This is a genomic window from Pseudolabrys taiwanensis (assembly GCF_003367395.1).
Classification (GTDB): Bacteria; Pseudomonadota; Alphaproteobacteria; order Rhizobiales; family Xanthobacteraceae; genus Pseudolabrys; species Pseudolabrys taiwanensis.
In genome coordinates this window covers 332,959-359,353 of the sequence record NZ_CP031417.1, presented here as the reverse complement: position 1 = coordinate 359,353, position 26,395 = coordinate 332,959, and the positions used below count along the sequence as shown (strand labels likewise).

The following is a 26,395-nucleotide window of genomic DNA, read 5'->3' as shown; positions in this document are numbered from 1 at the left end:
TATGGTCGCTGCGTTGCACACCCGCCGCGGCCGGAAGAGAATGGAAAAATGAGCAAAATCCGAAGAATCTGCGTTTACTGCGGCTCGAGCCCGGGAACCGACCCGGCCTTCGTCGAGGCGGCCAAGGCTTTCGGCGCCATCATGGCCAAAAACGGTATCGGGCTCGTCTATGGCGGCGGCGCCATCGGCATCATGGGCGCGACGGCCTATTCGGTCCTCGACCACGGCGGCGAGGTCATCGGCATCATCCCCGAGTTCCTGATGAACCGCGAGCGGGCGTTGCGCGGCACGCACGAGCTCATCATCACGCAGGACATGCACGAGCGTAAACGCAAGATGTTCGACATGGCGGACGCCTTCGTGACGCTGCCCGGCGGTATCGGCACGCTGGAGGAAGTGGTCGAGCAGATGACCTGGGCGCAGCTCGGCCGGCACAAGAAGCCGATCCTGCTCGCCAACATCAACGGCTTCTGGAACCCGCTCTGCGCCCTGCTCGATCACATGAAGGCGCTGGAGTTCATCCGCGGCGACTTCAACTTCGACCTGCTCGAGGCGAAGACCGTGGACGAGATTTTGCCGATGCTGGAGAAGGCCGCCGCCGGCGTTCCAGAAGAAGCCAAAGAGATGCCGCCGAAGCTGGCGGAGAAGTTGTAGGCCTCCCTCTTTCCCCTCAGGTCAGAGGCGTAGGGTGCGCAAAGGCGCGTCAGCGCCCTGCCCACGTGAGCGTCCGCAGACATGCGAGACGCGGCACGTGCGCACGGCACGCAAGCGCGCGCCTTTGCGCACCAGGATGACGGCTTCACTTCACAAACGTCACCGCTTCGATGCGATTGCCGTCGTGATCGCGAACGAACGCAGCGTAGTACCCATCCCCGTGCTGCGGGCGCAGACCCGGCGCGCCGTCGCTCACGCCGCCCGCGGCCAGCGCCGCCGCGTGAAACGCGTCGACGAGAGCGGTTGAGCGCGCGCGGAAGCAGACATGCGCGCCGTTGCCTTCCACCAGCGGCGACAAGCCTTCGCGCAGATTGATCCAGAACTCGGGATAGGCCTTGCCGAAGCCGACGGTCGCGGGCCGCTGCTCGAGCTTGGCAAAGCCGAGCGTGGTGAGCACGGCTTCATAAAACCGTGTCGACGCGGCGAGATCGCGCACAGCGACGGAGACGTGGTCGATCATCGAATTCGCTCCGCTGTCGTCCCCGCGAAGGCGGGGATCCATACACCGTGCACTCTCGATAGGCTGCGGCGCATGGGTCCCGGGTCTCCTTCGCTATCGCTCAGTCGCCCGGGACGACAGGGACTATCTCACGCCGGCGCGCCGGACTTCACCAGCTTATAAATGATCGAGTCCATCAGCGCCTGGAATGACGCATCGATGATGTTCGGCGACACACCGACCGTGGTCCAGCGGTCGCCGCTCTCGTCTTCGCTCTCGATCAGCACGCGTGTGACCGCCTCGGTGCCGCTGTTGAGGATACGCACACGGAAGTCCGACAGCTTCAGACCCTTGATGTAGTCCTGATATTTGCCAAGGTCCTTGCGCAGCGCCTGGTCCAGCGCGTTGACGGGACCATTTCCCTCCGCGGCCGAGATCAGGCTGTCGTTGCCGACCTTCACCTTCACCACTGCCATGGCGACGGTGACGCGCTCGCCGACCGCGTTATAGCGCTGCTCGACGTTCACATCGAACTGGCTGACGTCGAAATAGGCCGGCACCTTGCCGAGCGTGCGGCGCGCCAGGAGATCGAACGACGCATCCGCCGCTTCATAGGCATAGCCGATCGCCTCACGCTCCTTCACCACGTCCAACAAACGCGCAATGCGCGGATCGTCCTTATCGACGGTCAGACCGATGCGCTCGAGTTCCGCCAGCACATTCGACTTGCCGGCCTGTTCGGAGACCAGCACCTTGCGCTTGTTGCCAACCACCTCCGGCGCCACGTGCTCGTAGGTCGTCGGATCCTTGATGATGGCCGAAGCGTGAATGCCGGCCTTGGTGGCGAACGCGCTGTCGCCGACATACGGCGCGTGCCGGTCCGGCGCGCGGTTGAGGCGCTCATCAAGCGCGTGCGAAATCTGTGAAAGCTTCTTCAGCGCCGCATCGCTGACCCCGATCTCGAATTGATCGGCGTATTCCTTCTTCAGCTTCAGGGTCGGGATGATGGAGACGAGGTTGGCATTGCCGCACCGCTCGCCGAGACCGTTGAGCGTGCCCTGAATCTGGCGGGCGCCACCACGCACCGCCGCGAAAGAATTGGCCACCGCCTGCTCGGTGTCATTGTGGGCATGGATACCGACATGATCGCCCGGGATGACCTTGCACACCGCGCTGACGATCGCCTCGACCTGGTGCGGTAAAGTCCCGCCGTTGGTATCGCAGAGCACGACCCAGCGCGCGCCTTCGTCATAGGCCGCCTTCGCGCAAGCAAGCGCGTATTGCGGATTGCCCTTGTAGCCGTCGAAGAAGTGCTCGCAGTCGAGCAAAACTTCCTTGCCCTTGGCCTTAGCCGCTTTGACGCTGTCGCGGATCGAGGCGAGGTTCTCCTCCTCCGTCGTGCCGAGCGCGACCTTGACCTGATAGTCGGACGACTTGGCAACGAAGCATATGGCGTCGGCGTTGGCGTCGAGCAGCGCGGCGAGACCAGGATCGTTCGACACCGAACGGCCCGGCCGGCGCGTCATGCCGAAGGCGGTGAAGGTCGTATTGAGCTTGCGCTTCTCACCGAACAGTTCGGTATCGGTCGGATTGGCGCCGGGATAGCCGCCTTCGACATAATCGATGCCGAGTTCGTCGAGCATGCCGGCGATCGCCAGCTTGTCGGCAAGCGTGAAATCGACACCGTTGGTCTGCGCGCCATCGCGCAACGTGGTGTCGAAGAGATAGAGCCGTTCGCGGGCCATGGTAGCCTCACCAGAGATAATAGTTCGCCGCCAGCGCGACGACGACGAGAAGGGCGACGACGCCCATGATGACGTGATGGCGTTTCATTGCGCGCGCCTCACCACAGTCCGAAATACTTGGTCGCCACCGCCACCGCGGCGCCGATGATCGCGATCTTGAGCACGATGTAGTAGAGCCAGTGACGTGGAAACGGCGTGTCGGGCTTGCTCATGACGGCTTCACGGCCTCCGGCTTGACGAGCGCTTTGGACATCGTTGTGTTGGCGAGCCATTCGTCGCCGAGGGAAATCGAGTTACGCTGTTGCGGCACGTAACCGCGCTTCTCGAAGAAGCCGCGCGCCGTGTCGCTGGCATCCACTTTCAGCTTCTCGGCTCCGCGTGCCCCGGCGAGCTTTTCCAGCGCATCGACGAGCATCGCCGCGGCACCGTGACCGGCTGCCGCCGGATGCACATACAGCATGTCGATCTTGTCTTTGCCGGCGAGCGAGGCGAAGCCCACGGGCGAACCCTGCATCGTCACGACCAGCGTCAGTGCGCCGGCGAGCCGCTTGGCGAGCCCCGCGACATCGTCGGAGGACTCGATCCACGCTTCCTGCTGCGCCTCGCTATAGTCGTCGCCGGTCAATTCGGTGATGCTCTCGCGGAAGATCTCCGCGAGCACAGGCGCGTCTTCGGCGAGAAAGGGCCGCAAGGCGAACTGCGGGTGCGCTTGGGCGCTCATCGCGCGATCTCCCAGGTGGTGCCGTCCTTGGAGTCCTTGAGCACCACGCCCATAGCGGCGAGCTCGTCGCGGATACGATCGGACTCCTTGAAATCCTTAGCCTTGCGCGCGGCAGTGCGGGCTTCGATCAGTCCCTCGACTTTCGAGGCGTCGATGTCGTGACCAGCTTTACGACGGCCGGCCCAACCCGCCGCGCTGTCGCGCAGAAAGCCAAGGAGCCGCAGCGAACCGGACAGCTGCGCGCGCGCCGCAGGATCGCCGCCATGCGCGGCATGACGAAGGCCGTGCAGCACCGCAATCACCTGCGGCGTATTCATGTCATCGGCAAGCGCGACCAGAAGCTCATCGGAAATCGTGGTATCCGCGCTGTCTGCGACGACCGCATAGCAATCGTCGAGCGTCTTCCAGCTCTCCTCCAGCCCCTTCACCGTCCAGTCGATCGGCTGGCGGTAATGCGTGCGCAGCATGTTGAAGCGCAGCACTTCCCCGGGCCAGTCCGCGAGCAGCTCATGGATGGTGAAGAAGTTGCCGAGGCTCTTCGACATCTTCTCACCTTCGACCTGCAGGAAGCCGTTGTGCATCCAGTAGTTCGCCATCACGTCGGTGTGGAAGGCGCAGCGCGATTGCGCAATCTCGTTCTCGTGGTGCGGAAAGACGAGGTCGATCCCGCCGCCGTGAATGTCGAAGGTCTGGCCGAGGTGCTTCCAGCTCATCGCCGAGCATTCGATATGCCAGCCCGGCCGTCCCGGCGTCTTGATGCCGGCCGGCGACGGCCACGACGGCTCGCCCGGCTTCGACGGCTTCCACAGCACGAAGTCCTGCGCGTCCTTCTTGTAGGGCGCGACTTCGACGCGGGCGCCGGCGATCATTTCATCCATAGGCCGCTTCGACAGCTTCCCGTAATCCGGCATCGACGGCACGTTGAACAGCACGTTGTCTTCCGCGACGTAAGCGTGGCCGTCCCTCACGAGGCGTTCGATCAGCGCCTTCATCTCGTCGATGTGCTCGGTGGCACGCGGCTCGACGGACGGCGGCAAACAGCCGAGCGCCGCAACGTCGGCCTTGAAATTCCGATAGGTCTCCTCCGTCAGATCGCGGATCGAGATGCCGCGTTCGGCCGCGCGTGCATTGATCTTGTCGTCGACGTCGGTGATGTTGCGCACGTATTTGACGTGGGCTTCGCCGTAGATATGGCGCAACAGCCGAAACAAAACGTCGAACACGATGACCGGCCGCGCATTGCCGATATGGGCGAAGTCGTAGACCGTCGGTCCGCACACATACATGCGCACGTTGGCGGGATCGATCGGCTTGAACGGCCGCTTCTCACGCGTCAGCGTATCGTAAAGTTTGAGTTCCGAAGTCATAAAGACACCCATCGGCCGCTGGCCGGGCGTCTTAACCGATCTCGATTTGAGAAAAGACGGCCGCAGCCAGCGTTGTGCGCTAGCTAATAATAATCTTGCGGGCGATACCGCAGATATGGTTAAGGCGGTCCATCGGGGCGCACAATGATTTGTCGCGGGCGGGCCGTCAAGGGCCGCGGACGGTATGTCCCCCTTCCCTCCCAGCCGCCACCGGGCGGCAAGGTTAAACGCAGTTTAAGGATTTTGCCCGCATTGTAGCGGCCGACGCCCGGGACGGCGCCTCCACCATTCGAGCGACTTTAGATGATGCGGACCCTCTTTGCCGGCCTCACTGCCCTGTTGTGCCTCGCGTCCACCGTCCACGCGGACGAGCGGCGCATGTTCATCATCGCCAACGATGCCGACGGCTACGGCGTCGACCGCTGCCTCGCCAATGGCGAGCGATGCGGCGCCGCGGCCGCCAACGCCTATTGCAAGACCCGGGCATTCGCCTCCGCATCGACCTATCACAAGGTCGACCGGGAGGAGATTACCGGCAGCGTGCCGACCGGCGATGCCTGTACCGGCGCCGGCTGCGAGCACTACGTCGCGATCGTCTGCACCCGCTGACACGCCAACCGATCGCCAGTTTTGGGGGCCCGGCATCCAGCCGGGCCTTTTTATTTTCGGGGCCCAGCCAACAACATTGAGTTCTCATCCATCCCCGGCTACCTATGGGTTTCCACGCTTTTTCAACCTAAAGGCGCATGCCCTACTCATTCACCCGACCGTCCCCTCGGGTTCCGGCCGGCCCGACGGCGCCCCCTGGGCCCAGCGACCGCCCCCTGCGTTTGCTGGTGGCGGGCACCGTCATTGTTCCCATCGTCCTCTTCGCCATCGCAAGTTGGATCTCCTACCGCGACCACTTCGCGGATGCGGAGGACCGCCTCCTGCGCACGTCGGCGCAGATGCAGGAGCACGCCGCCAAGGTGTTCGAGACCTTCGAGGTCACCGAGCGCTACATGGAGGAGATGTTCGGCGACCTGAGCAATGAGCAGATCCGGGCCCAAGAGGCGGAATACAGCGGCCGCATCCGCAACTTCATCCGCGATCTGCCGCAGCTTCGCGACCTCTGGGTGATCGACGGCAACGGCCATCCATTGGTCGGCGGCACGGTTTATCCGATGCCGCCGCTCGACCTCAGCGACCGCGATTATTTCCGGCTGCAGAAGACGGGCAACATCGGCACCTACGTCAGCGAGGTCGTTCAGGCACGCGCCGCCGACACGTCATTCTTCGCAATCACGCGCAAGCGCACGGGTCCGACCGGCAAGTTCGAAGGCGTCTATCTCGTCTCCATCGCGCCCGAATATTTCAGCAATTACTACGCCACACTGCCGGAGAATGCCGTCAGCAACGCCGCCATTCTTCGCAGCGACGGCGCTATCCTGGCGCGCTATCCGGCGCTGCCAGGCTCTCCCCGGTTGGGGGCAAATTCGCCGATCATGCTGGGCATCGCCCAGCGGCCCGAGGGCGGCCTGGCGTCGGGCGCCTCATCGGTCGACAACATTGACCGCATTGCCGCTTATCGCAAGCTGCCCGGCCAGAATGTCTACGTCATCGTCGGCTTTACGGTGAACTCGATTCGTCTCGCTTGGCTGCGGGACATGTCATCGCATCTGATATTCGGCCTTCCGGCAACGCTCGCTTTGTTCGCGCTCGCGATCCTCACGTTGCGCAACACACGCAAGATCTCCTCGGCTTATGGGCAGTTGCGCGAGGAAACTGTCCGGCGGCAGACCACCGAGCTCGCGCTACAGCAGGCGCAGAAGATGGAGGCGGTCGGCCGGCTGACCGGCGGCATCGCGCACGACTTCAATAACCTGCTGACCGCCATCATCGGCAATGTCGAATTGGCGCTGCGCCGCCTCGACGGCGCCGACGAACGCGTCGGCCGTTCGCTGAGCGCCATCCGGCAGGCTTCGCTGCGTGCCGCGACTTTGGTGCAACGCCTGCTCGCGTTTTCGCGTCAGCATCCGCAAGAGGTCAAGACAGTCGACATCAATCGCCTGGTGCAGGAGATGTCCGAGCTCGTGCACCGGACCATCGGCGAAGCGGTCACGGTGGAGACGGTGCTGGCAAGCGGCTTGTGGCGGGCAGCGATCGACCCGAACCAGCTCGAAAACGCCATTCTCAATCTGGCGGTCAACGCGCGCGACGCCATGCCGGAGGGTGGCCGGCTGACGATCGAAACGTCGAACGCCTATCTCGACGAGGCCTACGTTCAACGCACCGGCACCGAACTCAAGTCCGGGCAATACGTCATGGTCGCGGTCAGCGACACCGGCACGGGCATGACACCGGAAGTGCGCGACAAAGCATTCGAGCCGTTCTTCACCACGAAGCCCACGGGCGTCGGCTCCGGGCTCGGTCTCAGCATGGTCTATGGCTTCGTCAAGCAGTCGGATGGCCACGTCCAGATCTACAGCGAGCCGGGGCAAGGCACGTCGCTCAAGATGTACTTCCCGCGGCTTGCCGACGAAGCCGCCTTTCCGACATGGACGGCGCCGGAGGAACCGGCTATTCCGCGCGGCGACCGCCATCACGAGCGCATCCTGCTGGTCGAAGACGATCTCGACGTCAGCCGTTACGTCATCGAGGCACTTTCCGAAGTTGGCTATCGCGTCGACCATGCGGCCACGGCCGCCGACGCCTTGGAGCTCCTCAGCAAGACGCCGGATATCGACCTGTTGTTCACCGACGTGGTGTTGCCGGGTGGCATGAACGGCCGCCAGCTCGCCAATGAGGTACAGAAGCTGCGACCGGATCTGCCGGTGCTGTTCGCCACCGGCTATACGCGCAACGCCATCATTCATCACGGACGGCTGGACGCTGGCGTCGAACTGCTGATCAAGCCGTTCACCACCGAGGCCTTGACCAGCAAGGTGCGCAACGTGCTCGACGGCAAGAAGGCCTGACCGGTCTCACGCCTTCGCCAGCGCTACGGCTTCCCTGAGCACATCGAGATCGCCGATATGGTTGGCGAGTATCAGCACGAGCTTGGTGTCCAGCTCGGCCGACGCCTCCATGCTCAAGCCGCGCCGCGCCTCCACCAATGTGACATAGGCGGCGTCTGGATCGGGAAACTGCAACTGCGTGATCAGCTTGCTCATCCCGCCCTCCCCATCGCGCGCCGGCGCGCGGCCGCGATCTTAGCGCCGTCGGCATGCCGCCAGCGGGCGGCAAGATGGTGGTCCGGCCGCACAAGATAGGCCGCACCGGGCGAGGCATCGAGGCGCTGGCAAAGCACACCCTCGCTGTCGATGAGGTCCTCGCCGAGGCAGATGGACATGACGCCGTCCGGCACCTCGGGCGCCGCACCATTTTTGACGTAGAGCAGCGTGAACTCACCGGCGATATTATCCAGCAGATGACCGGACGTGCCGTCCTTGCGCCGCACGGGCGCATCGGGCAATGGCGCGCCCAGGCGCGCGCTGCCGCCAAAGCCACTCTCGTCCGGCGTCGACAGCGACGTGTCGTAGACCGTCGCCACCGACAACCGGCCGGAATTGATCATGCGGCGCGCGAAGTCTGCTTTCGGCGCCAAACCCAGCACCGCGTTGCGCAACTGCCGCTCGGCCGGCGAATGCGGCGCGATGAAATCTGTCGACCGCGTCGAGTGCGCTATGTTCTCGTCCGCGGCCTGGATGCGCTCCCGCTCATAGCTCTCGATGAGCGACGGCCCCGCTTCGCCTTTCAGCACCGCCGCAAGCTTCCAGGCCAGATTCTCGGCATCCTGAATGCCGGAGTTGGCACCGCGCGCACCGAACGGCGACACTTGATGCGCGGCGTCGCCGACGAAGACGACACGGCCATGCACGAAGCGATCGAGCCGGCGGCAGTTGAAGCGATAGATCGATATCCACTCGATGGTAAAGGCGATGTCGCCCAGCATCCCTTTCAGCCGCTCGGTAACACGTTCGGGCTTCTGCTCTTCAACGATATCGGCATCGGGCCCGAGTTGGAGATCGATGCGCCAGACATTGTCGGGCTGCCGATGCATCAGCGCCGACTGTCCGGCATGGAAGGACGGATCGAACCAGAACCGGCGCTCGGTCGGAAAATCCGCAGCCATCTTGATATCGGCGATCAGGAACTTGTCCTCGAAGGTCACGCCGGAAAAGCTGAGGCCGAGCATGTCCCGCGTGGTCGAGCGCGCACCGTCCGCCGCGATCAGCCAGCCGGCCTCCAAAGTATAAGGCCCATCCGGCGTATCGATCTTCAACCGCACATGATCGTTGTGCGGCTCGACGCCGATCAGCTTGTTCTTCCAGCGCAAGTCGATGGCGTCGATGTCGCCAACGCGATCGCACAGCGCCTTCTCGAGATAGAACTGCTGCAGGTTGATGAAGGCCGGCATCTTATGGCCTTCCTCCGGCAAGAGATCGAACGCGAAAACGAGATCGTCGCCCGAGAACACCTTGCCCAGCTTCCAGGTGACGCCCTGCGCCACCAGCTTCTCGCCGACGCCGAGCCGGTCGCAGATTTCCAGCGTGCGCTTCGACCAGCAGATGCCGCGCGATCCCTCGCCGATGCGGTCGGCATCGTCGAGGAGCACGACCGGCACGCCGCGCTGGCCGAGATCGATCGCGGCGGCAAGACCGACCGGACCGGCGCCGACGACCACCACCGGATGGCGCACCGGCGCACGCGCGTCCTGGTCCGGCGAACGGCGATAGGCGAAGTTATAGAGAGCATTCCTCACGGCATTTCCTCTCCAGTCGCGGCGTCCGTTCGGACGCTCTGTTTTTGTTGCCCCGATGGGGCGCTCACTGGCGCGGTCGCTATCGCCGCGCCGGTGCTGCGTTCACCGCGTAACGTCCCGCCCGCCGGCAACGACAGACAGCGCGCCGCCAACGATCGAGAGGTTCTTCAAGAAATTGACGTATCGCCCACCCCGCTGTGCCGCCGGGTGGGGCCAGGAGTGCTGCGCGTCCCACCGAACGGCAAGGGCATCGGCGGAGGGAAGCAGTGGAGACGACGGTCTAAGACGCAACGCCATGCTTTCCCCCTGTCGACGTCAGCCCTGTAGCGCCGCCCACATTTCGCGGTCGCGCTCCTCCGTCCAGATCACCGGCCACTCGATGCCCCGCGCTTCGTCATAGGCACGCGAGACATTGAACGGCAGGCAATGTTCGTAGATCGCGTAGCTCTTGAACTTCGGGTCCATCGCCAAACGAACGAAGTCGAAAGCATCCTTCAAGGAACGGCCCTTGGCGACGCTCTCCTTCACCGAGCCGTAAAGCGTCGACAGGAAATCGGTGGTCAGCTCGATGCCTTCCTTGACCTGTTCCGCCGTCGTCAGCGCGGCGCCACGACCCGGCACCAGCGCGGTCGGCTGCATCTCGGCAAGATTGTCGAGCGTCGACGGCCAATCGGTGAAATGCGCGTCGCCGCAATAACAGGCCGACTTGTACTCCACGAGATCGCCGGAAAATACGACGCCGCAATCCGGCACCGCCGCGATCACGTCGCCGGCGGTGTGGCCACGGCCGATATGCATGATGCGCACTTCGCGCCGGCCGAGCCAGACCGAGATCTGGTCGGGAAAGGTCAGCGACGGCCAGGTGAGCCCCGGGATCGATTCCACCGCGCGGAACAGCCGCGGGAAGCGGCCGATTTCGGAGTCCATGTCCTGCTTGCCCCGCTCGGCGATCAATCCGCGCGTGGTGTCGGAGGCAAGAATTTCAGCGCCCTTGAACGCCGAGGCGCCCAGCACGCGCACCGCGTGATAGTGCGTGAGCAGGACGTATTTGATCGGCTTGTCGGTGATCTTGGCAACACGCGCGATGAGCTCGCTGGCCATCGCCGGCGTCGCCTGCGCATCGATGACCATGACGCTGTCATCGCCGACGATTACGCCGGAGTTGGGATCGCCTTCGGCAGTGTAGGCGTAGAGTCCCGGCCCAATCTGGTCGAACGAGACCTTCTTCTCACCAAGATCTTCAGTGGAAGCAAAACCCTTACCAACCATACCGTCACACCTCGCCTGACGTTCGCGGGTTATCCGCGGCGATAGCGTACCACGTCTTGCTCAATAGCGCCGAAAATCGGGCGGCCCTGCGCATCGTTCATTTCTATGCGCACTTTGTCACCAAACTTTAGGAAAGGCGTCAGGGGTTTGCCGAGCCGGATCGTTTCGACCGTCCGCTGCTCGGCGATGCAGGAATAGCCGAGGCCGCCCTCCTCGATCGGCTTACCCGGGCCGCCGTCGGCATCGCGGTTGGATACCGTCCCGGCGCCCAGGATCGTGCCGGCGACGAGCGCGCGCGTCCGGGTGGCGTGCATGATCAGCGCCGGGAAATCGAAGGTCATGTCGTTGCCGGTCTGCGGCTTGCCGAAGGGCTTGCCGTTGACGAAGGACAGGAGCGGCAGGTTGACCTTGGCGCCGTCGAAGGCCGCGCCGAACTCGTCCGGCGTCACCGCCACCGGCGTGAAGGCGGAGGCGGGCTTTGACTGCACGAAGCCGAAGCCCTTGGCGAGCTCGGGGCCGGTGAGATTGCGCAGGGTGACGTCGTTGACCAGCATGATCAACTTGATCGCCGCCGCGGCCTCCTCGCGCGTGGCGCCCATCGGCACGTCGCCGAGGATGACGACGACTTCCGCCTCGAGATCGATGCCCCAGGCCTCGTCGACGACCGGGATCGGCTCGCGCGGCCCGAGGAAGATATCGGACCCGCCCTGGTACATCAGCGGATCGGTCCAGAACGACGCGGGCATCTCGGCGCCGCGCGCCTGCCGCACCAGCGCGACGTGATTCACGTAAGCCGAGCCATCGAGCCATTGATAGGCGCGCGGCAGCGGCGCCGCGCATTTGGCGGCATCGAACGGGGCATGGGACACGCGGCCGGCTTCGAGCGCGGCGGCGATCTCTTTCAGCCGCGGCGCGGCCGACGACCAGTCGTCGAGCGCGGCCTGCAACGTCGGCGCGACCGCGCCGGCGTCGGCGCAGCGCGTGAGGTCCTTGGCGACGACGACCAGCCGCCCGTCGCGGCCGTCCTTTAACGAAGCGAGTTTCATGACGATCTTTTCTTTATTTCGGCTCGCGCCGGTTGGGGTCGAAGTGCTTCTTCAGGCCGCTCCAGCAGTCGATATAGTTCTCCTGCAACGTGTCGAGCGCTGCCGCGTATTGTGTGACGCGCTGGCGGAAGCGCGTCTCGAACATGAAGGCGAGCGTGTTGGAGAGCCGCACCGGCTTGAGTTCGCTGTTGCTGGCATGCTCGAACGCATCCGTGTCGGGTCCGTGCGGCAGCATCTGATTGTGCAGGCTGAAACCGCCCGCCACGAAGCCCTCGGGCTTGGCATCGTAGACGCCGTAAATCAGGCCCATGAACTCCGACATGATGTTGCGGTGATACCAGGGCGGGCGGAACGTGTTCTCCGCCACAAGCCAGCGCTCCGGGAAAATGACGAAGTCGACATTGGCCGTACCCGGCGTCTCGGACGGCGACGTCAGCACCGTGAAGATCGACGGATCGGGATGATCGAACATGATCGCCCCGACCGGCGAGAAGCGGCGCAGATCGTATTTGTAGGGATAGTAGTTGCCGTGCCAGGCGACGACATCGAGCGGCGACTGCGATACCTCCGTCTTGAAGAGGTCCCCGCCCCACTTCACGTACAAAGTGTGCGGTCCCTCGACATCCTCGTAGGCCGCGACCGGCGCGAGGAAGTCGCGCGGATTGGCGAGGCAGTTCGCACCGATCGGACCGCGGTCCGGCAGGATGAAGCCGCCGCCGTAGTTCTCGCACACGTAAGCGCGCACAGGCCCGTCGACCAATTCGACGCGGAACATGACACCGCGCGGGATGACGCAGATTTCGCCCGGCTCGATTTCGATGACGCCGAACTCGGTGCGGAAGCGAATCTTGCCATGCTCGGCGACGATCAGCATTTCGCCATCGGCATTGAAGAAATGCTCGCGCTCCATCGACTGCGTGACGAACAGCAGGTGGCTCGCCATGCCGTTCTGGCTGTCGACATCGCCGGCGATCGTGATCGTGCGCAACCCGGTGACGAAGGTCTGTTTGTCTTGCGGCATCGGCACGGGCGACCAGCGCATCTGGCCGATCGGCAGTTCGGTGTCCTCCCGCGTCGGCGCGGTGCGGATCGCGCCCTTATCGATCTTCTCGAAACGGCCGGTGTGCCGGACCGTTGGCCGGATGCGATAGAGCCAGGACCGTTGATTGGATGACTGGGGCGCCGTGAACGGCGTGCCGGAGAGCTGTTCCGCGTAGAGCCCGTAATTGCACTTCTGCGGCGAGTTGCGTCCGACCGGCAGCGCGCCGGGCAGCGCCTCGGTCTCGAACGTATTGCCGAAGCCGGACATGTAGCCGGTCATTCTTGACTCTCCCCTGCCCGTAACGGGCCCGGTTATTTAGTTTCTTCTGTAACCAAGGTCAAATAGACCCTCGTGCACGGGCGTTGCGAAAGCCTCCGCCACCCAGTCTTGGAGCGTGAAAAATGCCGGTGTCTGGGCGCCGGCGTAACGCCGGTCACAGAAAATCATATATGCAACCACTAACTTAGAACACTTCCAAACTCGTTGCGCGCGGTCGTAACTTCAGCCAATGTCTGTCCACGCTGGAAGGAGGTCCTGCCAATGGACCCCTCGGCACCAGGGGAATGCGGCAGCGCAATATGATCGATACGACGAAGGAAGCGTCGGGTAATACCGACACCCGGGAGATCGGGAGCCCGATGAGTGCGGGGCCGGCCGACGCCGCCCTCAAACTCGAAGAATTCCTGCCCTATAAGCTCAACGTCTGCTCGAACCAGGTTTCGCAGGCGCTCTCCCGCGTTTACGCGGACCGCTACAAGATCGGCGTGCCGGAATGGCGCGTGCTGGTCACGCTCGGCGAGTTCGGCATGATGACGGCCAAGGCGATCGGCACCCACAGCTGTATGCACAAGACCAAGGTGTCGCGCGCCGTCGCCCTGCTCGAACGTCGGAAACTCATCGCACGGCGCGCCAACCGTGCCGACCTGCGCGAGGCCTTCCTCTCGCTCACGCCCGCCGGCCGCGACATCTACAACGACCTCGCCCCGAGCGCGCTCGGTTTTGCGGAGCAGCTTCTTTCGGTCGTCGATGCGGCCGACCGCGCCGCGCTCGACCGCGCGCTCGAAAAGCTCATCGAGCGCTCGTCGCAGATCAATGCGGATATCGCCAATCCGCGCGGCGGACGGTAAGCTGCCGGCGCAATCGTACCGCCGGAGTGGTCTCAGTGAAGCTCTACACGTATTTCCGTTCGTCTGCCGCCTATCGCGTTCGTATCGCGCTCAATCTCAAGGGTCTGCCCTACGAGATGGTGCCGATCCATCTCACCAAAGACGGCGGTCATCAGCACAGACCGGAATTTCACACCGTCAATCCGCAGGAGCGCGTGCCGGCGCTCGCCTTGTCGACCGGCGAGGTGCTGACGCAGTCGCTCGCCATCATCGAATATCTCGACGAGATCCAGCCCGAGCCGGCGCTGCTGCCCGCCGATGCGCTCGCGCGCGCCAAGGCGCGGTCCATGGCGCAGATCGTCGCCTGTGACATCCACCCGCTCAACAACCTGGTCTCGCTCCAGTATCTCAAGCGCGAGCTCAAGCACGAGCAGGCCGCGATCGACGCCTGGTATCATCATTGGGTGATCCAGGGCTTTAAGGCGATGGAAGAGATGATCATGCCCGGGCCGTACCTCTGCGGCGCGCAGGTGACGATCGCCGACATCTGCCTCATTCCCCAAGTCTACAATGCGCGCCGGCTCAAAGTGCCGCTCGACGCCTTCCCGAAGATCCTCGCGGTCGAGGCGGCCTGCCTCAAGCTCCCCGCCTTCGACAAAGCGCGGCCTGAGAATCAGCCTGATGCCGAGTGACGTGTGGCGCGCGGTCTGCTAGACCGCGCGTTGCAATACTCATCGGACTGCCGGATCTTGCCTCTCGTCACCAACAACCTCGTGCGCGTCGTCTTGTGGATGACGGGCACGCTCCTCTCGTTCTCGATGATGGCTGTCTCCGTGCGCGAACTGTCGCTGCGCGGCATGAGCATCTTTGAGATTCTGGCCATTCGCAGCGGCGCCGCGCTGCTGATCATGCTGGCGCTGCTCGCGGCGCGTCCATCGTTGCGGCACTACACGCTGCCGCGCCGGATCGGCCTGACGCTGCTGCGCAACGTCGTGCATTACATCTCCCAGTTCGGCTGGGCGCTCGCGCTCACCATGCTGCCGCTCGCGATGGTCTTCGCGCTCGAATTCACGATGCCGGCCTGGACCGTGCTGCTCGCGCCCTGGCTGCTGCACGAAAAAATGACTCCGAGTCGCATCGGCGTCGTCGTGCTCGGGCTCGTCGGCGTGCTGGTGATCCTGCGGCCGGGCGTGGCGAGCATCAACCCGGCAGCGTTTCTCGTGCTCGGCGCGGCCTTCGGCTACGCCATCACGATGATCGCCACCAAGAAGCTGACCATGACCGAAACCACCTTCGGCATCGTCTTCTGGATGGCGGCGATCCAGTTTCCGCTGTCGCTGATCGGCAGCGACCTGCAAGCGCTCCTCAACATGAACAGCAGTCACATTCTGCCCGCGCTGGGCATCGGGCTCGGCGGTGCGGCGTCACACTATTGTCTGAGCAACGCGTTCCGCGCCGGCGACGCCACGCTCGTGGTCCCGCTCGATTTCATGCGCATTCCGTTGATCGCCGTGGTGGGTTGGGCGTTTTACAACGAATCCCTCGACATTTTCGTGTTTCTGGGCGCGCTCATCATCATCGTCGGTGTCGTCTGGAACCTGCGCGCGGAAAGTGCACGCGCGGGCCGCGCGGCTGACCTCGCATCGCCATAATTTACCCGTTAGAGTGCCGGCCCATGAGGGGAACGATCCTTACGTCCGCGGCCACGGCCTTCGCGCTGCTTTCTTGCGTCAGCGCGCTGGCGCAATCGGCCAATCCAACGTGCCAACGGCTGGAAGCGCAGCTTGCCTCGCTCGACCGCGGCAACAGCGATCCCGGCCGCGCCGACCAGATTCGTCGCGCCGAAGACGCGGTCAACCGCCAGCAATACGAGGTCGACCGGATGGTCGCCCAGAGCCGGCGCATGGGCTGCGAAAACACCGGCTTCTTCTCGATCTTCTCCAATCCGCCCCCCGAGTGCGGCGGCCTGACGCGCCAGATCGGCCAGCAGCGCAACACGCTCGAGCGGCTGCAGATGCAATTGGAGCAGCTCAACGGCGGCACCACGCAGCGTTTGGCGCAGCGCCAGTCGCTGATGATCGCGCTCGGCGAGAACAATTGCGGCCCGCAGTACCGCGCGGCGGTAACGGCCAGCCAGAAGGGCGGCTTCTTCGACCGGCTGTTCGGCAATGACGGCACGCCGAACAATGACATCGGCCCCGGCATCTCCTCGACGCCAGCCGGCCCGATGGGCGGCACCTTCCGCACGCTCTGCGTGCGCACCTGCGACGGCTATTATTATCCGATCTCGTATTCGACCTCGCCGGAGCGCTTTGCCGCCGACGAACAGGCCTGCCAGCGCACCTGCCCCGCGGCCGAGGTGCAGCTCTACACCTATCACAACCCGGGCGAGGACGTGTCGCAGGCGGTGTCGCTTGCCGGCCGTCCCTACACCGACCTCCCGACGGCATTTGCGTATCGCAAGGCCATGACCCCCGCCTGCAGTTGCCGGCGAGCGGGCGAAAGCTGGGCCGATGCGCTGAAGGTCAACGGACCGGACCAGACCGTCGCTCCCGGCGACGTGGTGGTGACCGAACAGAACGCGCGCCGCTTGTCGCAACCGCGCATCGGCGCCGACGGCAAGCCGATCCGCCCTGATGCGAAGGCGGGCACCGCGCCGACGAGCGATCCGCAGGCCAGCGCGCCGCCCGCCGAATCAGAGCCCGGCAAACGCCCCGTGCGCACGGTCGGCCCGACCTTCCTGCCCGCACAACGCTAGCGATTGCACAGCACTTCGTCCGCCGCAGCCTTCGGCCACGGCGGACGATTTCGTTCGACCGAAGCGCGTCGGGGTTAGTCGGCGGCGCGCGCGCGGGACTTGGCGCGCCTTCGCGGCGCGACGGCTTTGGTCGATCGTCGCGGCGCGGGACGGCGGCGGGCCGGCGCGCTCACCGCCTCGGGCCACTTCGGATCGCCCGCCCGCACCGGCTTCCACTTGTAGATCTCACCGTCGAGAGCGATGTGCAGCTCGGTGAAACGGCGGTTCTGGCGGCCGAGCACCTCGAAATGCTTGGGGTGACGCTGCGGCTCGCTCATGACCTCGTAGCCGGCGGCCCGTGCGCTGGCGCGCGCCACCTTCGGATCCGCCGGCTCGTGATGGTGGTGGTGGTGCGGGCCGTGATGGTGATGCGGCTTGTGGTGCTCGATGGTCACCGTCTTCCGGCCGCTCGCGAAACGATGGACCTTCAGTTCCGACGGCTTCATCTCGCCTTCGAGCGACACCGCCGTGCCTTTGCGCAGCGTGACGAGATCGAGTCCATGTGGCGTGACGTCAGCGAGAACGGCGCCGCGCTTGGTCTCGACGACGAAGCGATGCGCAAACACGTGCGTGATCCGGCCCGTGACGGAAATGATGGGATGATGCGGCATGTCATGTTCCTAAATGGCAGAGGAAGGGCCGAGCCGGCGCGGGGCCGGCCCGGCAGGCGCTCAACGCGCGGGCGGCGCGTCAGGTCCTGGCGGCGGCGGCGGCGGTGGTCCACGCCGCGCCTCAGGGCCATCGATGGGTGGGTGCGGCGGCCGCGGGGGACGTGGCGGACCGAAGGCTTGCGTCGAACCGTCGGGACGCACGAGCAATTGCGCGTGCAACACGCCGCGATCGAAGCGGCCCTGCACCGTGACGGCCTCACCCTTGTCGGCGATGCGGACGTCCTCGCCGCGCGGTCCCGTATCGATCAGCGCGCGGCCGCTGTCGTCCTGCAGGATGAACTTGTTGCCGAATATCTCGGCGACCGTGCCTTTGGCGGCCACGACGGTGTCGTCTTTGAACTGGGCAATCGCCTCCGGCTGCAGCAGCATCACGCGCTCCGGCTCCCACCGGTGAATGAGGCGCGAAGCCCCGGCGCCGCCAATGCCGCCGATGGCAAGCGCCGCGACGATGCCGGCGGCAACGGTCACCCGGCGGCGGGATGTCCGCGGCGGCTGCCGCGGCACGGTGTCTGGCGTATTCGACGTTTCAGTCATCGTCATCTCCATGAACGTTTGATGCCGCCAACCTACGCGCGCCCCGCCCTCGCCAAGCTGAACCGAACCGTTCAGGTTGAGTTAAGCTCGCGGGACTAGCCCTCGGCGGGATGCAGAACACGGCGATGAAAATACTTCTGGTCGAGGACGACGCCCTGCTGGCTCAGGAAATCGCGAGCGCATTGCGTGCTGAGAATTTCGCCGTCGACATCGCCCGCGACGGCGAGGACGGCCAGCATCTCGGCGATACCGAGTACTACGATGCCGCCGTGCTCGACCTCGGCCTGCCGAAGATTCCGGGCGCCAAGGTTTTGCAGGCCTGGCGCGCCGGCGGCCGCTCGCTGCCGGTGCTGATCCTGACGGCGCGCGACGGCTGGACGGATAAAGTCGAGGGCTTCAAGGCTGGAGCCGACGACTATCTGACAAAGCCCTTTCGCGTGGAAGAGCTGATCATGCGGCTGCGGGCGCTGGTGCGGCGCGCGGCGGGGCACGCCGCCCCGCGCATCGCCTGCGGCGCCTTGACCTTCGATGCCCAGACCGGCGTGTTTGAATTGAACGGCTTGCCGCTCAAGTTGACCGCGCTCGAATGGCGCGTGCTCGAATGCTTGATCATGCGCAAGGAAACCGTGATCGACCGCATCGAACTGTCCGAGACGGTCTACGAAGGCGACGCCGGCACGGACTCCAACTCGCTCGAAGTCATCGTCGCGCGGCTGCGTCGCAAGATCGGGCGCGACGCCATCGAGACCGTTCGCGGACGGGGCTATCGGCTGACGGCCGGAGACGCATGATGCGCTGGCGCGGACGATGGCGCGGCGCTTCGCTCAGCCGGCGGCTGCTGCTCGGCGCGGCCTTGTTCATCGCTCTCGCTTTGTTGCTGGCGACCTTCGCCATCGGCTTCGCGCTGCATCGCTTCGTGCAAGGACAGATCGATCAGCGGCTCGACACCCAGATCGTCTTCCTGCAATCGCAATTGCATATGGCGGAGGACGGCACGCTGCGCCTCAGCGGCGCCGTCGATGGCCCGCCTTTCGATCGGCCGCAGCGCGGCTGGTACTGGCAGGTCGAGGGCCCGCGCAACACGCTGCGCGCGGCCTCGCTTGAAGATCGTGCGCTCGCTCTTCCGCGCGTCCCGCCGAAGCCGCCGCATCGCCCGCCCGGACCGCCTCCACCCGAGCCGACGGATGTGCGCCCTGCCGATGGTCCGGGACCCGACGGGATGCGCCTCCACTACCGCGTGCTGCAGATCGTGGTCGGCGGCGCGCCGGTGACGATTCTCGCGACCGCGCCGCGCGATGCGGTGATGGGCCCGCTGCGCGCCGCGATGGGTACGTTGGCGCTGTCGCTGATCGCACTCGGCGGCGCGCTCGTGCTCGCCATGGTGCTGCAGGTGCGCCTTGGTCTCAGACCGCTCGAACGCCTGCGGCGCGATATCGCGGGCGTGCGCGACGGCAGCATCGACCGCATCCCGGACGACCAGCCGCGCGAAGTGCAGCCGGTGGTCGATGAGATCAACGCGCTGCTGGCGCAGAACGCCGCCAATCTCGAGCGCGCCCGCGCCCATGTCGCCAATCTCGCGCATGGGCTCAAGACGCCGCTGGCGACCCTGGCGCTGGCGGTGTCCGAGCGCAAAGGCGGCGACAGCGCCGCCGGCGATCTGGCCGCGCTGACCGGTCTGATGGAGCGCCGCATCCGCCATCACCTCGGCCGCGCGCGCATGGCGGCGCTGAACGGACCGGCGCGCGCCCGCACGGCGCTCGCGCCGCGGATCGCCGATCTCGTCGTGGTGCAGCGGAAAATCTATGCGGAGCGGCACCTGACGTTCGACGTCGCCGTCGGTGCCGATGTCGCCGTGGCCTGCGAGCAGCAGGACCTCGATGAGATGGCGGGCAACCTGCTGGACAATGCCTGCAAATGGGCGCGCACGGTCATTCGTATCCGTGCGGCAGCCGACGGCCCAATCGTCCGTCTCAGCATCGAAGACGACGGCCCGGGCCTGTCCGAGCAGGAGATGGCGCAGGCGTTGCGGCCTGGCGCCCGGCTCGACGAGAGCGCGCCGGGCTTCGGCTTCGGCCTGCCGATCGCGCGCGAACTCGCCGAACTCTATGGCGGCGAACTCATGTTGCAGAATGCCGCCGACGGCGGCCTGCGCGCGACGCTGACCTTGCCGCGCGCGGCCGGCGCGGCTTAGCCCGCGACCGCCTTGGCGAGGGCGCGGCGCGCCAGCACGGCCACGAGATGCGCGCGATATTCGGCCGAGGCGTGAATGTCGACGTTCATGCCCGTTGCCGGGATCGACATGCCTTCGATCGACTTCGGCGAGAAGCGCTTCTTCAGCGCCTCTTCGAACGACTTCACGCGGAAGACGCCGTTGGCGCCCGCACCCGTCACCGCGACGCGGATGTCAGGGCCGCGCTTCGACACGAACACGCCGACCAGCGCAAAGCCAGAGGCCGGATGCTTGAACTTCTCGTAGGCGCACTTCTTGGCGATCGGGAAGCTGACCTTGGTGATGATCTCGCCGTCTTCCAAAGCCGTCGTATACATGCCCTGGAAGAAATCGTCGGCGGCGATGCGGCGCTTGTTGGTGATGATGGTCGCACCCAGGCCGAGGCAGGCCGCCGGATAATCGGCGTTCGGATCGTTGTTGGCGATCGAGCCGCCGATCGTGCCGCGGTTACGCACCTGCGGATCGCCGACCGAGCCCGGCACGGCGGCAAGACCCGGCATCACTTCGAGCAGCACCGGCGACTTGGCGACGTCGGCGTGGCGCGTCATCGCGCCGATGACCACCGAACGGCCCTTGACCTCGACACCGGTCAGCCCTTCGACCAGCGACAGATCGACGAGCGCCGATGGCTGCGCCAGCCGCTGCTTCATCACCGGCAGCAGCGAATGTCCGCCGGCCAGGATCTTGCCTTCGGGATTGCGCGCGAGCAGCCCGGCCGCCTGACGCACCGTGGTCGGACGATGGAAGGTGAAGTTGTACATGTCAGTTCTCCTGCGATCTTCTTCGTCCTTACCCTCAGGAGCGGCCGCGAGGCCGCGTCTCGAAGGGTAAGGACCGGGCCTCATCCTTCGAGACGCCCGCCTCCGGCGGGCTCCTCAGGATGAGGAGTAAGTCGTTCACGCCGCAGCGCGCGGTGTCGCGCGTTGCAGCGCCGACCAGACCGCGTTGGCGGTGGCCGGCATAGCAAGTTGCTCGGTGCCGATGGCATCGGTGATGGCGTTGATCACCGCGGCGGGTGCGGCGATCGCGCCGGCCTCGCCACAGCCCTTCATGCCGAGCGGATTGGACGGCGCCTTGGTCTCGGTGGTCTCCACCTTGAACGCCGGCAAATCGTGGGCGCGCGGCATGGTGTAGTCCATCATCGAGCCGGTCACGAGCTGGCCGTCCTTGTCGTAGATCACGCCTTCCAGCATGGCCTGGCCGACGCCCTGCGCGATGCCGCCATGCACTTGGCCCTCGACGATCATCGGATTGATGACCGTGCCGAAATCGTCCACCGCGGTCCACTTCACGATTTCGGTCTTGCCGGTGTCGCGATCGATTTCGATCTCGCAGATGTGGCAACCGGCCGGAAACGTGAAGTTGGTCGGATCGTAGAAGGACGTTTCCTTCAGGCCCGGCTCCAGTTCCTGCCCCGAGAACTTGTGCGCGATATAAGCGTTGAGCGCGACATCGCCCCACGCCGCCGACTTGTCCGTGCCGGCGACGGTGAACTTGCCGTCCTTGAACTCGATGTCGCCTTCGGCGGCTTCGAGCATGTGCGCGGCGACCTTCTTGGCTTTGGCCTCGACCTTGTCGAGCGCCTTGACGATCGCCGACATGCCGACCGCGCCGGAGCGCGAGCCGTAAGTGCCCATGCCGAACTGCACCTTGTCGGTGTCGCCGTGCACGATCGAGACGTTCTCGAAAGGAATGCCGAGACGCTCCGACACGAGCTGCGCGAACGTCGTCTCGTGCCCCTGCCCGTGCGCATGCGAACCGGTCAGCACTTCAACGCTGCCGGTCGGGTTGACGCGGACTTCCGCGCTTTCCCAGAGACCGACACCGGCGCCGAGCGAGCCGACGGCTTGCGACGGCGCAATGCCGCAGGCCTCGATGTAAGTCGAGTAGCCGAGGCCACGGAGCTTGCCGTGACGGGCGGCTTCGCGTTTGCGCTTGCCGAAGCCCTTCACGTCGGCAAGCTCCATCGCCCTCTTCAGCGACGCGTTATAGTCGCCGGCGTCATAAGCCATGATCACCGGCGTCTGATGCGGGAAGCTCGTGATGAAATTGCGCTTGCGCAATTCGGGCGGCTCGAGCCCCATCTCGCGCGCGGCGACTTCGACCAGACGCTCGACCACAAAAGTCGCCTCGGGACGCCCGGCGCCGCGATAGGCGTCGACCGGCACGGTGTTGGTGTAGACCGCGTCCACCTCGCAATAGATGTGCGGGATGTTGTACTGGCCGGACAGCAGCGTGGCGTAGAGATAGGTCGGCACCGACGACGAGAAGGTCGACATATAGGCGCCGAGATTGGCGATGGTGTGCGCGCGCAGCGCCAGGATCTTGCCGTTGGCATCGAGCGCCAGCTCGGCATGCGTGATGTGATCGCGGCCGTGCGCGTCGGTCAGGAACGCCTCGGTGCGCTCGGACGTCCACTTCACCGGACGGCGCACGCGGCGCGACGCCCACAGGCACACCACTTCTTCGGGATAGATGAAGATCTTGGAGCCGAAGCCACCGCCGACATCCGGCGCGATTACGCGCAGCTTGTGCTCCGGCGCGATGCCGACAAAGGCCGAGATGACGAGGCGCGCGACGTGCGGATTCTGCGACGTGTTCCACAGCGTAAGCTGATCGGTGCCGGCGTCGTATTCGGCGAGCGCGGCCCGCGGCTCCATCGCGTTCGGCGCGAGGCGGTTATTGATGAAGTCGAGCTTGGTGACATGCTTGGCCGCGGCGAACGCGGCTTCGGTCGCCTTGGCGTCGCCGAGCGACCATTCGTAGATCGTATTTTTCGGCGCCACGTCGTGAATCTGCGGGCCGGACTTGGCCTGCGCCGGATCGACCACCGCCGGCAGCTCCTCGTACTCGACCTTCACCTTCTCGGCGGCGTCTTTGCCGAGCGCGACGCTCTCGGCGATCACCACCGCGACCGCGTCGCCGACATGGTTGACCTTGCCGGCCGCGAGCGCCGGATGCGGCGACATTTTCATCGGCGATCCGTCCTTGGAGTGGACCATCCAGCCGCAGATGAGATTGCCGATCTTGTCGCCGGCGAGATCGGCGCCGGTGAGGACGTCGATCACGCCGGGCATGCGCTTGGCTTCGCCGGCGTCGATGCTCTTGATCTTGGCGTGAGCATGAGGCGAGCGCACGAACACCGCGCGCGTCTCGCCCGGCCGCGTCACGTCGTCCGTGTATTGGCCTTTGCCGGTAATAAAGCGGAAGTCTTCCTTTCGGCGCACCGCCGCGCCGATACCCGTCGCGCTCATGGCGGTCTTCCTTCCCTTTGAGTTTTTTAGTCGGCTTTACTCGGCGGCTTGGGCGCTCGGCGCGCCCGCGGCCATGGCCTTGGCTCCTGCTTGGATGGCTTTGACGATGTTGTGATAGCCCGTGCAGCGGCAGAGGTTGCCGTCGAGCTGCTCGCGGATCGTATGCTCGTCGAGATCGTTGCCGTTGCGGCGCACGATATCGAGCGCGGCCATGATCATGCCGGGCGTGCAGAAGCCGCATTGCAGGCCGTGATGCTCGCGGAAGGCCTCCTGCATCGCGTGCAGCGGACCGTTCGCTTCCGCCAAGCCTTCGATGGTGGTGATCGACGCGCCTTCGCACTGGAGCGCAAGCGTGGTGCAGGACTTCGCGGCGATGCCATCGATGTGGATAACGCAGGCGCCGCACTGCGACGTGTCGCAGCCGACATGGGTGCCGGTCAGCCGCAGATTTTCGCGCAAAAATTGAACGAGCAACGTGCGCGCTTCGACATCGCCGGTGACCGGTTTCCCGTTCACCGTCATGGATACGGACGGCATGGCCTTCCTCCCGACTTGGGGCCCATCGGCCCTTTTTCGCCCCTCCCGCACCTCGCGGGGACGACTGAGCCGCGGAATCGAGCCGATTCCCGGCCCGATCGCGGTTTAGAACTACAATAACTTTGAACCCCCGTCCCCTATCGGGTCAAGGGACTCCATCGCAAACGGCGCAAAAATCGGCAAATCGGCCTTTCACAAAATCGTTTAGGCCAGATTCGAGCCGTTTTTGCGCCGCCGGCAATTTAGGGAAATGCATGGCGGCTGTGCCGCCAGCGCGAAGCTACTTGGCTGCCACCGCGGCTGCGAAGTTCTGGAAGAACTCGTCGGCCACCTTCTTGGCTGCGCCATTGATGAGGCGCTGACCGAGCTGAGCGAGCTTGCCGCCAATCTGCGCCTCTACGTTGTAGGTCAGCAGCGTACCGCCGTCCTTGTCGGAGAGCGCCACCGTTGCGCCGCCCTTGGCGAAGCCGGCGATGCCGCCATCGCCCTCACCGGAAATCTTGTAACCGTTCGGCGGGTCGAGATCGGTGAGATGCACCTTGCCCTTGAAGCGGGCTTTGACCGGGCCGATCTTTTGCGTGGCGACGGCCTGGAATTCGGTGTCCGAGGTCTTGTTGAGTTCTTCGCAGCCTGGGATGCAGGCCTTGAGCACCTCGGCATCATTGAGCGCGGCCCATACCGTGTCGCGGCTCGCGGCGAGTTGAACCTCGCCCGTCATCGTCATCGCCATTGGCGTCGTCTCCTTCTCACGCGGCCAAGCCAATCGGCGCCGGCCCAACCCTGGCCTTTAAGCCCTTAATGGCCCGCTGAAAAGAGCTTTGCAGCCGCATACGGGCACGTTAGGTCTGTTGCCAAAGCAACCGTTCCGCGGGCGGGGAGGAATTTTTCATGCCGATTGTTACGACCGACGATGGCTGCCGCCTTTTCGTGCAGGTGGAAGGCCGCGACGACGCGCCGCCGCTGATGCTGTCGAACTCCCTCGGCACCGACCTCCACATGTGGGACGACCAGGCCGCCGAATTTGCCAAACACTTCCGGCTCATCCGTTACGACCGCCGCGGCCACGGCCAGTCCGGCACGACGACAGGGCCCTACAGCTCCGAGCTATTCGGCCGCGATATCCTCGCCGTCCTTGACGCGCTGGGGGTGGAGAAGACGAACTGGTGCGGCCTGTCGATGGGCGGCATGGACGGCCAATGGCTGGGCGCCCATGCTCCGGACCGCATCGAGAAGCTGGTGCTGGCCAACACCCATTTCCATTATGCCGACAAGGCGCCGTGGAACGATCGTCTCCGCTTTCTCAAAGACCATCAATTGAGCGAGATGGTCGCCGCTAATATGGAGCGCTGGTTCACCAAGGGCTTCCGCGAACGCGCGCCACAGAAGATCGAATGGATGACCAAGATGTTCGTCGCCACCGACCACGAAGGCTATATGGCCAGCGTCGCCGCCGTCCGCGACATCGACTTCCGCGACAGCAATCCGACCATCAAGGCACCCACCTTGGTCATCGTCGGCACGCAGGATCCGGCGACGCCGCCCGCCGCCGGCGAGGCGATTGCGAAAGCCATCTCAGGCGCCAAGCTCGTCGCGCTCGACGCCGCCCACATTTCGAACGTCGAGCAACCGCAGGCCTTCGCCAAAGCGACGCTCGAATTTCTGCTTGGCTGAAGGAGCTTTCCCATGGACGAACGCGAACGCTACGAAAAGGGCATGGCGCAGCGGCGCAAGGTGCTTGGCAATGCCTGGGTCGACCGCGCCAACGCCAAGAAGACGGCCTTCTCCGAGGAGTTCCAAGACTTCATAACCCGCGCCGCCTGGGGCGAAGTGTGGACGCGGCCGCATTACGACGAACGCACGCGCCGCATTCTCGTCATCGGCACCATGCTCGCCATCGACAAGTGGGACGAATTCCGCATGCATGTGCGCGCGGCCTTGACCGAAGGCGGCTTCACGCCGGACGACATCAAGGAGATCATCCTGCAGCAGGCGATCTATTGCGGCGTACCGGCGGCGAACCACGCCTTCAAGGAAGCCGCCGAGATCATCGCCGAGGTCGGGAAAGCAAAATAGCGCGGCTCCCTCGCTCATTTGGCGTCTTCGTGCGTCGGTTAACCCCGACATAACGGAGACGCTCCGTTGGCGGCATACGACGAGCGCCGTCACAGGTCCTTAAGAG

Annotated in this window: 26 protein-coding genes; 11 read left to right on the top strand and 15 right to left on the bottom strand. The window is 64.9% G+C overall.

Annotated features, from left to right (window positions below; translation table 11 throughout):
- The first annotated feature begins 48 nt into the window (after positions 1-48).
- A complete protein-coding gene (locus DW352_RS01655) occupies positions 49-654 on the top strand; it encodes an LOG family protein (protein WP_115687909.1) in 606 nt (201 codons plus the stop codon).
- Between the two features lie 145 nt (positions 655-799).
- Here the strand turns inward: DW352_RS01655 and DW352_RS01650 are convergent, their stop codons facing one another.
- From DW352_RS01650 to cysS, 4 genes are all read right to left on the bottom strand, one after another.
- Positions 800-1,174, bottom strand: coding sequence for a VOC family protein (locus DW352_RS01650; RefSeq protein ID WP_115687907.1), 375 nt, complete (start codon positions 1,172-1,174; stop codon positions 800-802).
- Positions 1,175-1,302: 128 nt separating this feature from the next.
- Positions 1,303-2,898, bottom strand: a complete 1,596-nt coding sequence (cimA, locus tag DW352_RS01645) for a citramalate synthase (protein ID WP_115687905.1) — start codon at positions 2,896-2,898, stop codon at positions 1,303-1,305.
- A 208-nt stretch (positions 2,899-3,106) separates the two neighbouring features.
- Entirely contained in the window at positions 3,107-3,619 is a 513-nt protein-coding gene (locus DW352_RS01640; RefSeq protein ID WP_115687903.1) for a GNAT family N-acetyltransferase, read from the bottom strand.
- A complete protein-coding gene (cysS, locus tag DW352_RS01635) occupies positions 3,616-4,986 on the bottom strand; it encodes a cysteine--tRNA ligase (RefSeq protein ID WP_115694194.1) in 1,371 nt (456 codons plus the stop codon). The genes DW352_RS01640 and cysS overlap by 4 nt, the downstream gene beginning before the upstream one ends.
- Before the next feature lie 306 nt (positions 4,987-5,292).
- On the opposite strand from cysS, the gene DW352_RS01630 reads away from it, so the two are divergent.
- Together DW352_RS01630 and DW352_RS01625 are read left to right on the top strand one after the other, a co-directional pair.
- On the top strand, positions 5,293-5,595 hold the full coding sequence (locus DW352_RS01630; protein ID WP_115694193.1) for a hypothetical protein: 303 nt from the start codon (positions 5,293-5,295) through the stop codon (positions 5,593-5,595).
- 227 nt (positions 5,596-5,822) lie between these two features.
- Positions 5,823-7,943, top strand: a complete 2,121-nt coding sequence (locus tag DW352_RS01625) for a hybrid sensor histidine kinase/response regulator (protein ID WP_245434284.1) — start codon at positions 5,823-5,825, stop codon at positions 7,941-7,943.
- A 6-nt stretch (positions 7,944-7,949) separates the two neighbouring features.
- Here DW352_RS01625 and DW352_RS01620 read toward each other — a convergent pair whose 3' ends face one another.
- The 5 genes from DW352_RS01620 to hmgA all read right to left on the bottom strand — a co-directional run bounded on the left by DW352_RS01620 (position 7,950) and on the right by hmgA (position 13,366).
- The gene (locus DW352_RS01620; RefSeq protein ID WP_115687901.1) at positions 7,950-8,138 is read right to left on the bottom strand and encodes a DUF2783 domain-containing protein; all 189 of its coding nucleotides are present in this window, start codon (positions 8,136-8,138) and stop codon (positions 7,950-7,952) included.
- A complete protein-coding gene (locus DW352_RS01615; protein WP_115687899.1) occupies positions 8,135-9,730 on the bottom strand; it encodes an FAD-dependent oxidoreductase in 1,596 nt (531 codons plus the stop codon). The genes DW352_RS01620 and DW352_RS01615 overlap by 4 nt, the downstream gene beginning before the upstream one ends.
- A 315-nt stretch (positions 9,731-10,045) precedes the next feature.
- The gene (locus tag DW352_RS01610; RefSeq protein ID WP_115687897.1) at positions 10,046-10,999 is read right to left on the bottom strand and encodes an MBL fold metallo-hydrolase; all 954 of its coding nucleotides are present in this window, start codon (positions 10,997-10,999) and stop codon (positions 10,046-10,048) included.
- A 29-nt stretch (positions 11,000-11,028) separates the two neighbouring features.
- A complete protein-coding gene (locus DW352_RS01605) occupies positions 11,029-12,045 on the bottom strand; it encodes a fumarylacetoacetate hydrolase family protein (RefSeq protein ID WP_115687895.1) in 1,017 nt (338 codons plus the stop codon).
- 13 nt (positions 12,046-12,058) lie between these two features.
- A complete protein-coding gene (gene hmgA / locus DW352_RS01600) occupies positions 12,059-13,366 on the bottom strand; it encodes a homogentisate 1,2-dioxygenase (protein ID WP_115687893.1) in 1,308 nt (435 codons plus the stop codon).
- Positions 13,367-13,665: 299 nt separating this feature from the next.
- Here hmgA and DW352_RS01595 point away from each other — a divergent pair, with 299 nt between their 5' ends.
- The 4 genes from DW352_RS01595 to DW352_RS01580 are packed head-to-tail and all read left to right on the top strand — an operon-like array spanning position 13,666 to position 16,951.
- Positions 13,666-14,214 (top strand): MarR family winged helix-turn-helix transcriptional regulator, encoded by a 549-nt coding sequence (locus DW352_RS01595; RefSeq protein ID WP_245434283.1) that lies wholly within the window; start codon positions 13,666-13,668, stop codon positions 14,212-14,214.
- Positions 14,215-14,249: 35 nt separating this feature from the next.
- Positions 14,250-14,885 carry a maleylacetoacetate isomerase gene (gene maiA / locus DW352_RS01590; RefSeq protein WP_115687891.1) on the top strand — a complete coding sequence of 212 codons (636 nt, stop codon included), beginning with the start codon at positions 14,250-14,252 and terminating at the stop codon, positions 14,883-14,885.
- A 57-nt stretch (positions 14,886-14,942) separates the two neighbouring features.
- Positions 14,943-15,845 (top strand): DMT family transporter, encoded by a 903-nt coding sequence (locus DW352_RS01585; RefSeq protein WP_245434282.1) that lies wholly within the window; start codon positions 14,943-14,945, stop codon positions 15,843-15,845.
- Positions 15,846-15,868: 23 nt separating this feature from the next.
- A complete protein-coding gene (locus DW352_RS01580) occupies positions 15,869-16,951 on the top strand; it encodes a DUF2865 domain-containing protein (protein ID WP_115687889.1) in 1,083 nt (360 codons plus the stop codon).
- Positions 16,952-17,025: 74 nt separating this feature from the next.
- Here the strand turns inward: DW352_RS01580 and DW352_RS01575 are convergent, their stop codons facing one another.
- Together DW352_RS01575 and DW352_RS01570 are read right to left on the bottom strand one after the other, a co-directional pair.
- Positions 17,026-17,601 carry a hypothetical protein gene (locus tag DW352_RS01575; protein WP_115687887.1) on the bottom strand — a complete coding sequence of 192 codons (576 nt, stop codon included), beginning with the start codon at positions 17,599-17,601 and terminating at the stop codon, positions 17,026-17,028.
- Positions 17,602-17,661: 60 nt separating this feature from the next.
- On the bottom strand, positions 17,662-18,195 hold the full coding sequence (locus DW352_RS01570) for a hypothetical protein (RefSeq protein WP_162826712.1): 534 nt from the start codon (positions 18,193-18,195) through the stop codon (positions 17,662-17,664).
- A gap of 125 nt (positions 18,196-18,320) precedes the next feature.
- Here DW352_RS01570 and DW352_RS01565 point away from each other — a divergent pair, with 125 nt between their 5' ends.
- Both DW352_RS01565 and DW352_RS01560 read left to right on the top strand, forming a co-directional pair.
- Positions 18,321-18,986 carry a response regulator gene (locus DW352_RS01565; RefSeq protein WP_115694189.1) on the top strand — a complete coding sequence of 222 codons (666 nt, stop codon included), beginning with the start codon at positions 18,321-18,323 and terminating at the stop codon, positions 18,984-18,986.
- Complete coding sequence (locus tag DW352_RS01560; RefSeq protein ID WP_245434281.1) at positions 18,983-20,386, top strand: sensor histidine kinase; 1,404 nt, start codon at positions 18,983-18,985, stop codon at positions 20,384-20,386. The genes DW352_RS01565 and DW352_RS01560 overlap by 4 nt, the downstream gene beginning before the upstream one ends.
- Here DW352_RS01560 and DW352_RS01555 read toward each other — a convergent pair.
- The 4 genes from DW352_RS01555 to DW352_RS01540 form a co-directional block, all read right to left on the bottom strand.
- A complete protein-coding gene (locus DW352_RS01555; protein WP_115687883.1) occupies positions 20,383-21,186 on the bottom strand; it encodes an FAD binding domain-containing protein in 804 nt (267 codons plus the stop codon). The genes DW352_RS01560 and DW352_RS01555 overlap by 4 nt on opposite strands.
- Positions 21,187-21,321: 135 nt before the next feature.
- Positions 21,322-23,679, bottom strand: coding sequence for a xanthine dehydrogenase family protein molybdopterin-binding subunit (locus tag DW352_RS01550; protein WP_115687881.1), 2,358 nt, complete (start codon positions 23,677-23,679; stop codon positions 21,322-21,324).
- A 36-nt stretch (positions 23,680-23,715) separates the two neighbouring features.
- Positions 23,716-24,216, bottom strand: a complete 501-nt coding sequence (locus DW352_RS01545; RefSeq protein WP_115687879.1) for a (2Fe-2S)-binding protein — start codon at positions 24,214-24,216, stop codon at positions 23,716-23,718.
- Between the two features lie 280 nt (positions 24,217-24,496).
- Entirely contained in the window at positions 24,497-24,946 is a 450-nt protein-coding gene (locus DW352_RS01540; RefSeq protein ID WP_115687877.1) for an SRPBCC family protein, read from the bottom strand.
- A gap of 158 nt (positions 24,947-25,104) precedes the next feature.
- On the opposite strand from DW352_RS01540, the gene pcaD reads away from it, so the two are divergent.
- Both pcaD and pcaC read left to right on the top strand, forming a co-directional pair.
- Complete coding sequence (pcaD, locus tag DW352_RS01535) at positions 25,105-25,887, top strand: 3-oxoadipate enol-lactonase (RefSeq protein ID WP_115687875.1); 783 nt, start codon at positions 25,105-25,107, stop codon at positions 25,885-25,887.
- A 12-nt stretch (positions 25,888-25,899) separates the two neighbouring features.
- Positions 25,900-26,289, top strand: a complete 390-nt coding sequence (gene pcaC, locus DW352_RS01530; RefSeq protein ID WP_115687873.1) for a 4-carboxymuconolactone decarboxylase — start codon at positions 25,900-25,902, stop codon at positions 26,287-26,289.
- Positions 26,290-26,395: the final 106 nt, after the last annotated feature.

Coding starts and splice junctions, on each gene's coding strand:
- DW352_RS01640 (WP_115687903.1), bottom strand. CDS start 3,619: ATGAGCGCCCAAGCGCACCCGCAGTTCGCCTTGCGGCCCTTTCTCGCC.
- DW352_RS01595 (WP_245434283.1), top strand. CDS start 13,666: ATGATCGATACGACGAAGGAAGCGTCGGGTAATACCGACACCCGGGAG.
- cimA (WP_115687905.1), bottom strand. CDS start 2,898: ATGGCCCGCGAACGGCTCTATCTCTTCGACACCACGTTGCGCGATGGC.
- DW352_RS01610 (WP_115687897.1), bottom strand. CDS start 10,999: ATGGTTGGTAAGGGTTTTGCTTCCACTGAAGATCTTGGTGAGAAGAAG.
- DW352_RS01630 (WP_115694193.1), top strand. CDS start 5,293: ATGCGGACCCTCTTTGCCGGCCTCACTGCCCTGTTGTGCCTCGCGTCC.
- DW352_RS01580 (WP_115687889.1), top strand. CDS start 15,869: ATGAGGGGAACGATCCTTACGTCCGCGGCCACGGCCTTCGCGCTGCTT.
- DW352_RS01605 (WP_115687895.1), bottom strand. CDS start 12,045: ATGAAACTCGCTTCGTTAAAGGACGGCCGCGACGGGCGGCTGGTCGTC.
- pcaC (WP_115687873.1), top strand. CDS start 25,900: ATGGACGAACGCGAACGCTACGAAAAGGGCATGGCGCAGCGGCGCAAG.
- cysS (WP_115694194.1), bottom strand. CDS start 4,986: ATGACTTCGGAACTCAAACTTTACGATACGCTGACGCGTGAGAAGCGG.
- DW352_RS01555 (WP_115687883.1), bottom strand. CDS start 21,186: ATGTACAACTTCACCTTCCATCGTCCGACCACGGTGCGTCAGGCGGCC.
- DW352_RS01565 (WP_115694189.1), top strand. CDS start 18,321: ATGAAAATACTTCTGGTCGAGGACGACGCCCTGCTGGCTCAGGAAATC.
- DW352_RS01655 (WP_115687909.1), top strand. CDS start 49: ATGAGCAAAATCCGAAGAATCTGCGTTTACTGCGGCTCGAGCCCGGGA.
- DW352_RS01560 (WP_245434281.1), top strand. CDS start 18,983: ATGATGCGCTGGCGCGGACGATGGCGCGGCGCTTCGCTCAGCCGGCGG.
- pcaD (WP_115687875.1), top strand. CDS start 25,105: ATGCCGATTGTTACGACCGACGATGGCTGCCGCCTTTTCGTGCAGGTG.
- DW352_RS01540 (WP_115687877.1), bottom strand. CDS start 24,946: ATGGCGATGACGATGACGGGCGAGGTTCAACTCGCCGCGAGCCGCGAC.
- DW352_RS01570 (WP_162826712.1), bottom strand. CDS start 18,195: ATGACTGAAACGTCGAATACGCCAGACACCGTGCCGCGGCAGCCGCCG.
- hmgA (WP_115687893.1), bottom strand. CDS start 13,366: ATGACCGGCTACATGTCCGGCTTCGGCAATACGTTCGAGACCGAGGCG.
- DW352_RS01575 (WP_115687887.1), bottom strand. CDS start 17,601: ATGCCGCATCATCCCATCATTTCCGTCACGGGCCGGATCACGCACGTG.
- DW352_RS01650 (WP_115687907.1), bottom strand. CDS start 1,174: ATGATCGACCACGTCTCCGTCGCTGTGCGCGATCTCGCCGCGTCGACA.
- DW352_RS01545 (WP_115687879.1), bottom strand. CDS start 24,216: ATGCCGTCCGTATCCATGACGGTGAACGGGAAACCGGTCACCGGCGAT.
- DW352_RS01550 (WP_115687881.1), bottom strand. CDS start 23,679: ATGAGCGCGACGGGTATCGGCGCGGCGGTGCGCCGAAAGGAAGACTTC.
- DW352_RS01620 (WP_115687901.1), bottom strand. CDS start 8,138: ATGAGCAAGCTGATCACGCAGTTGCAGTTTCCCGATCCAGACGCCGCC.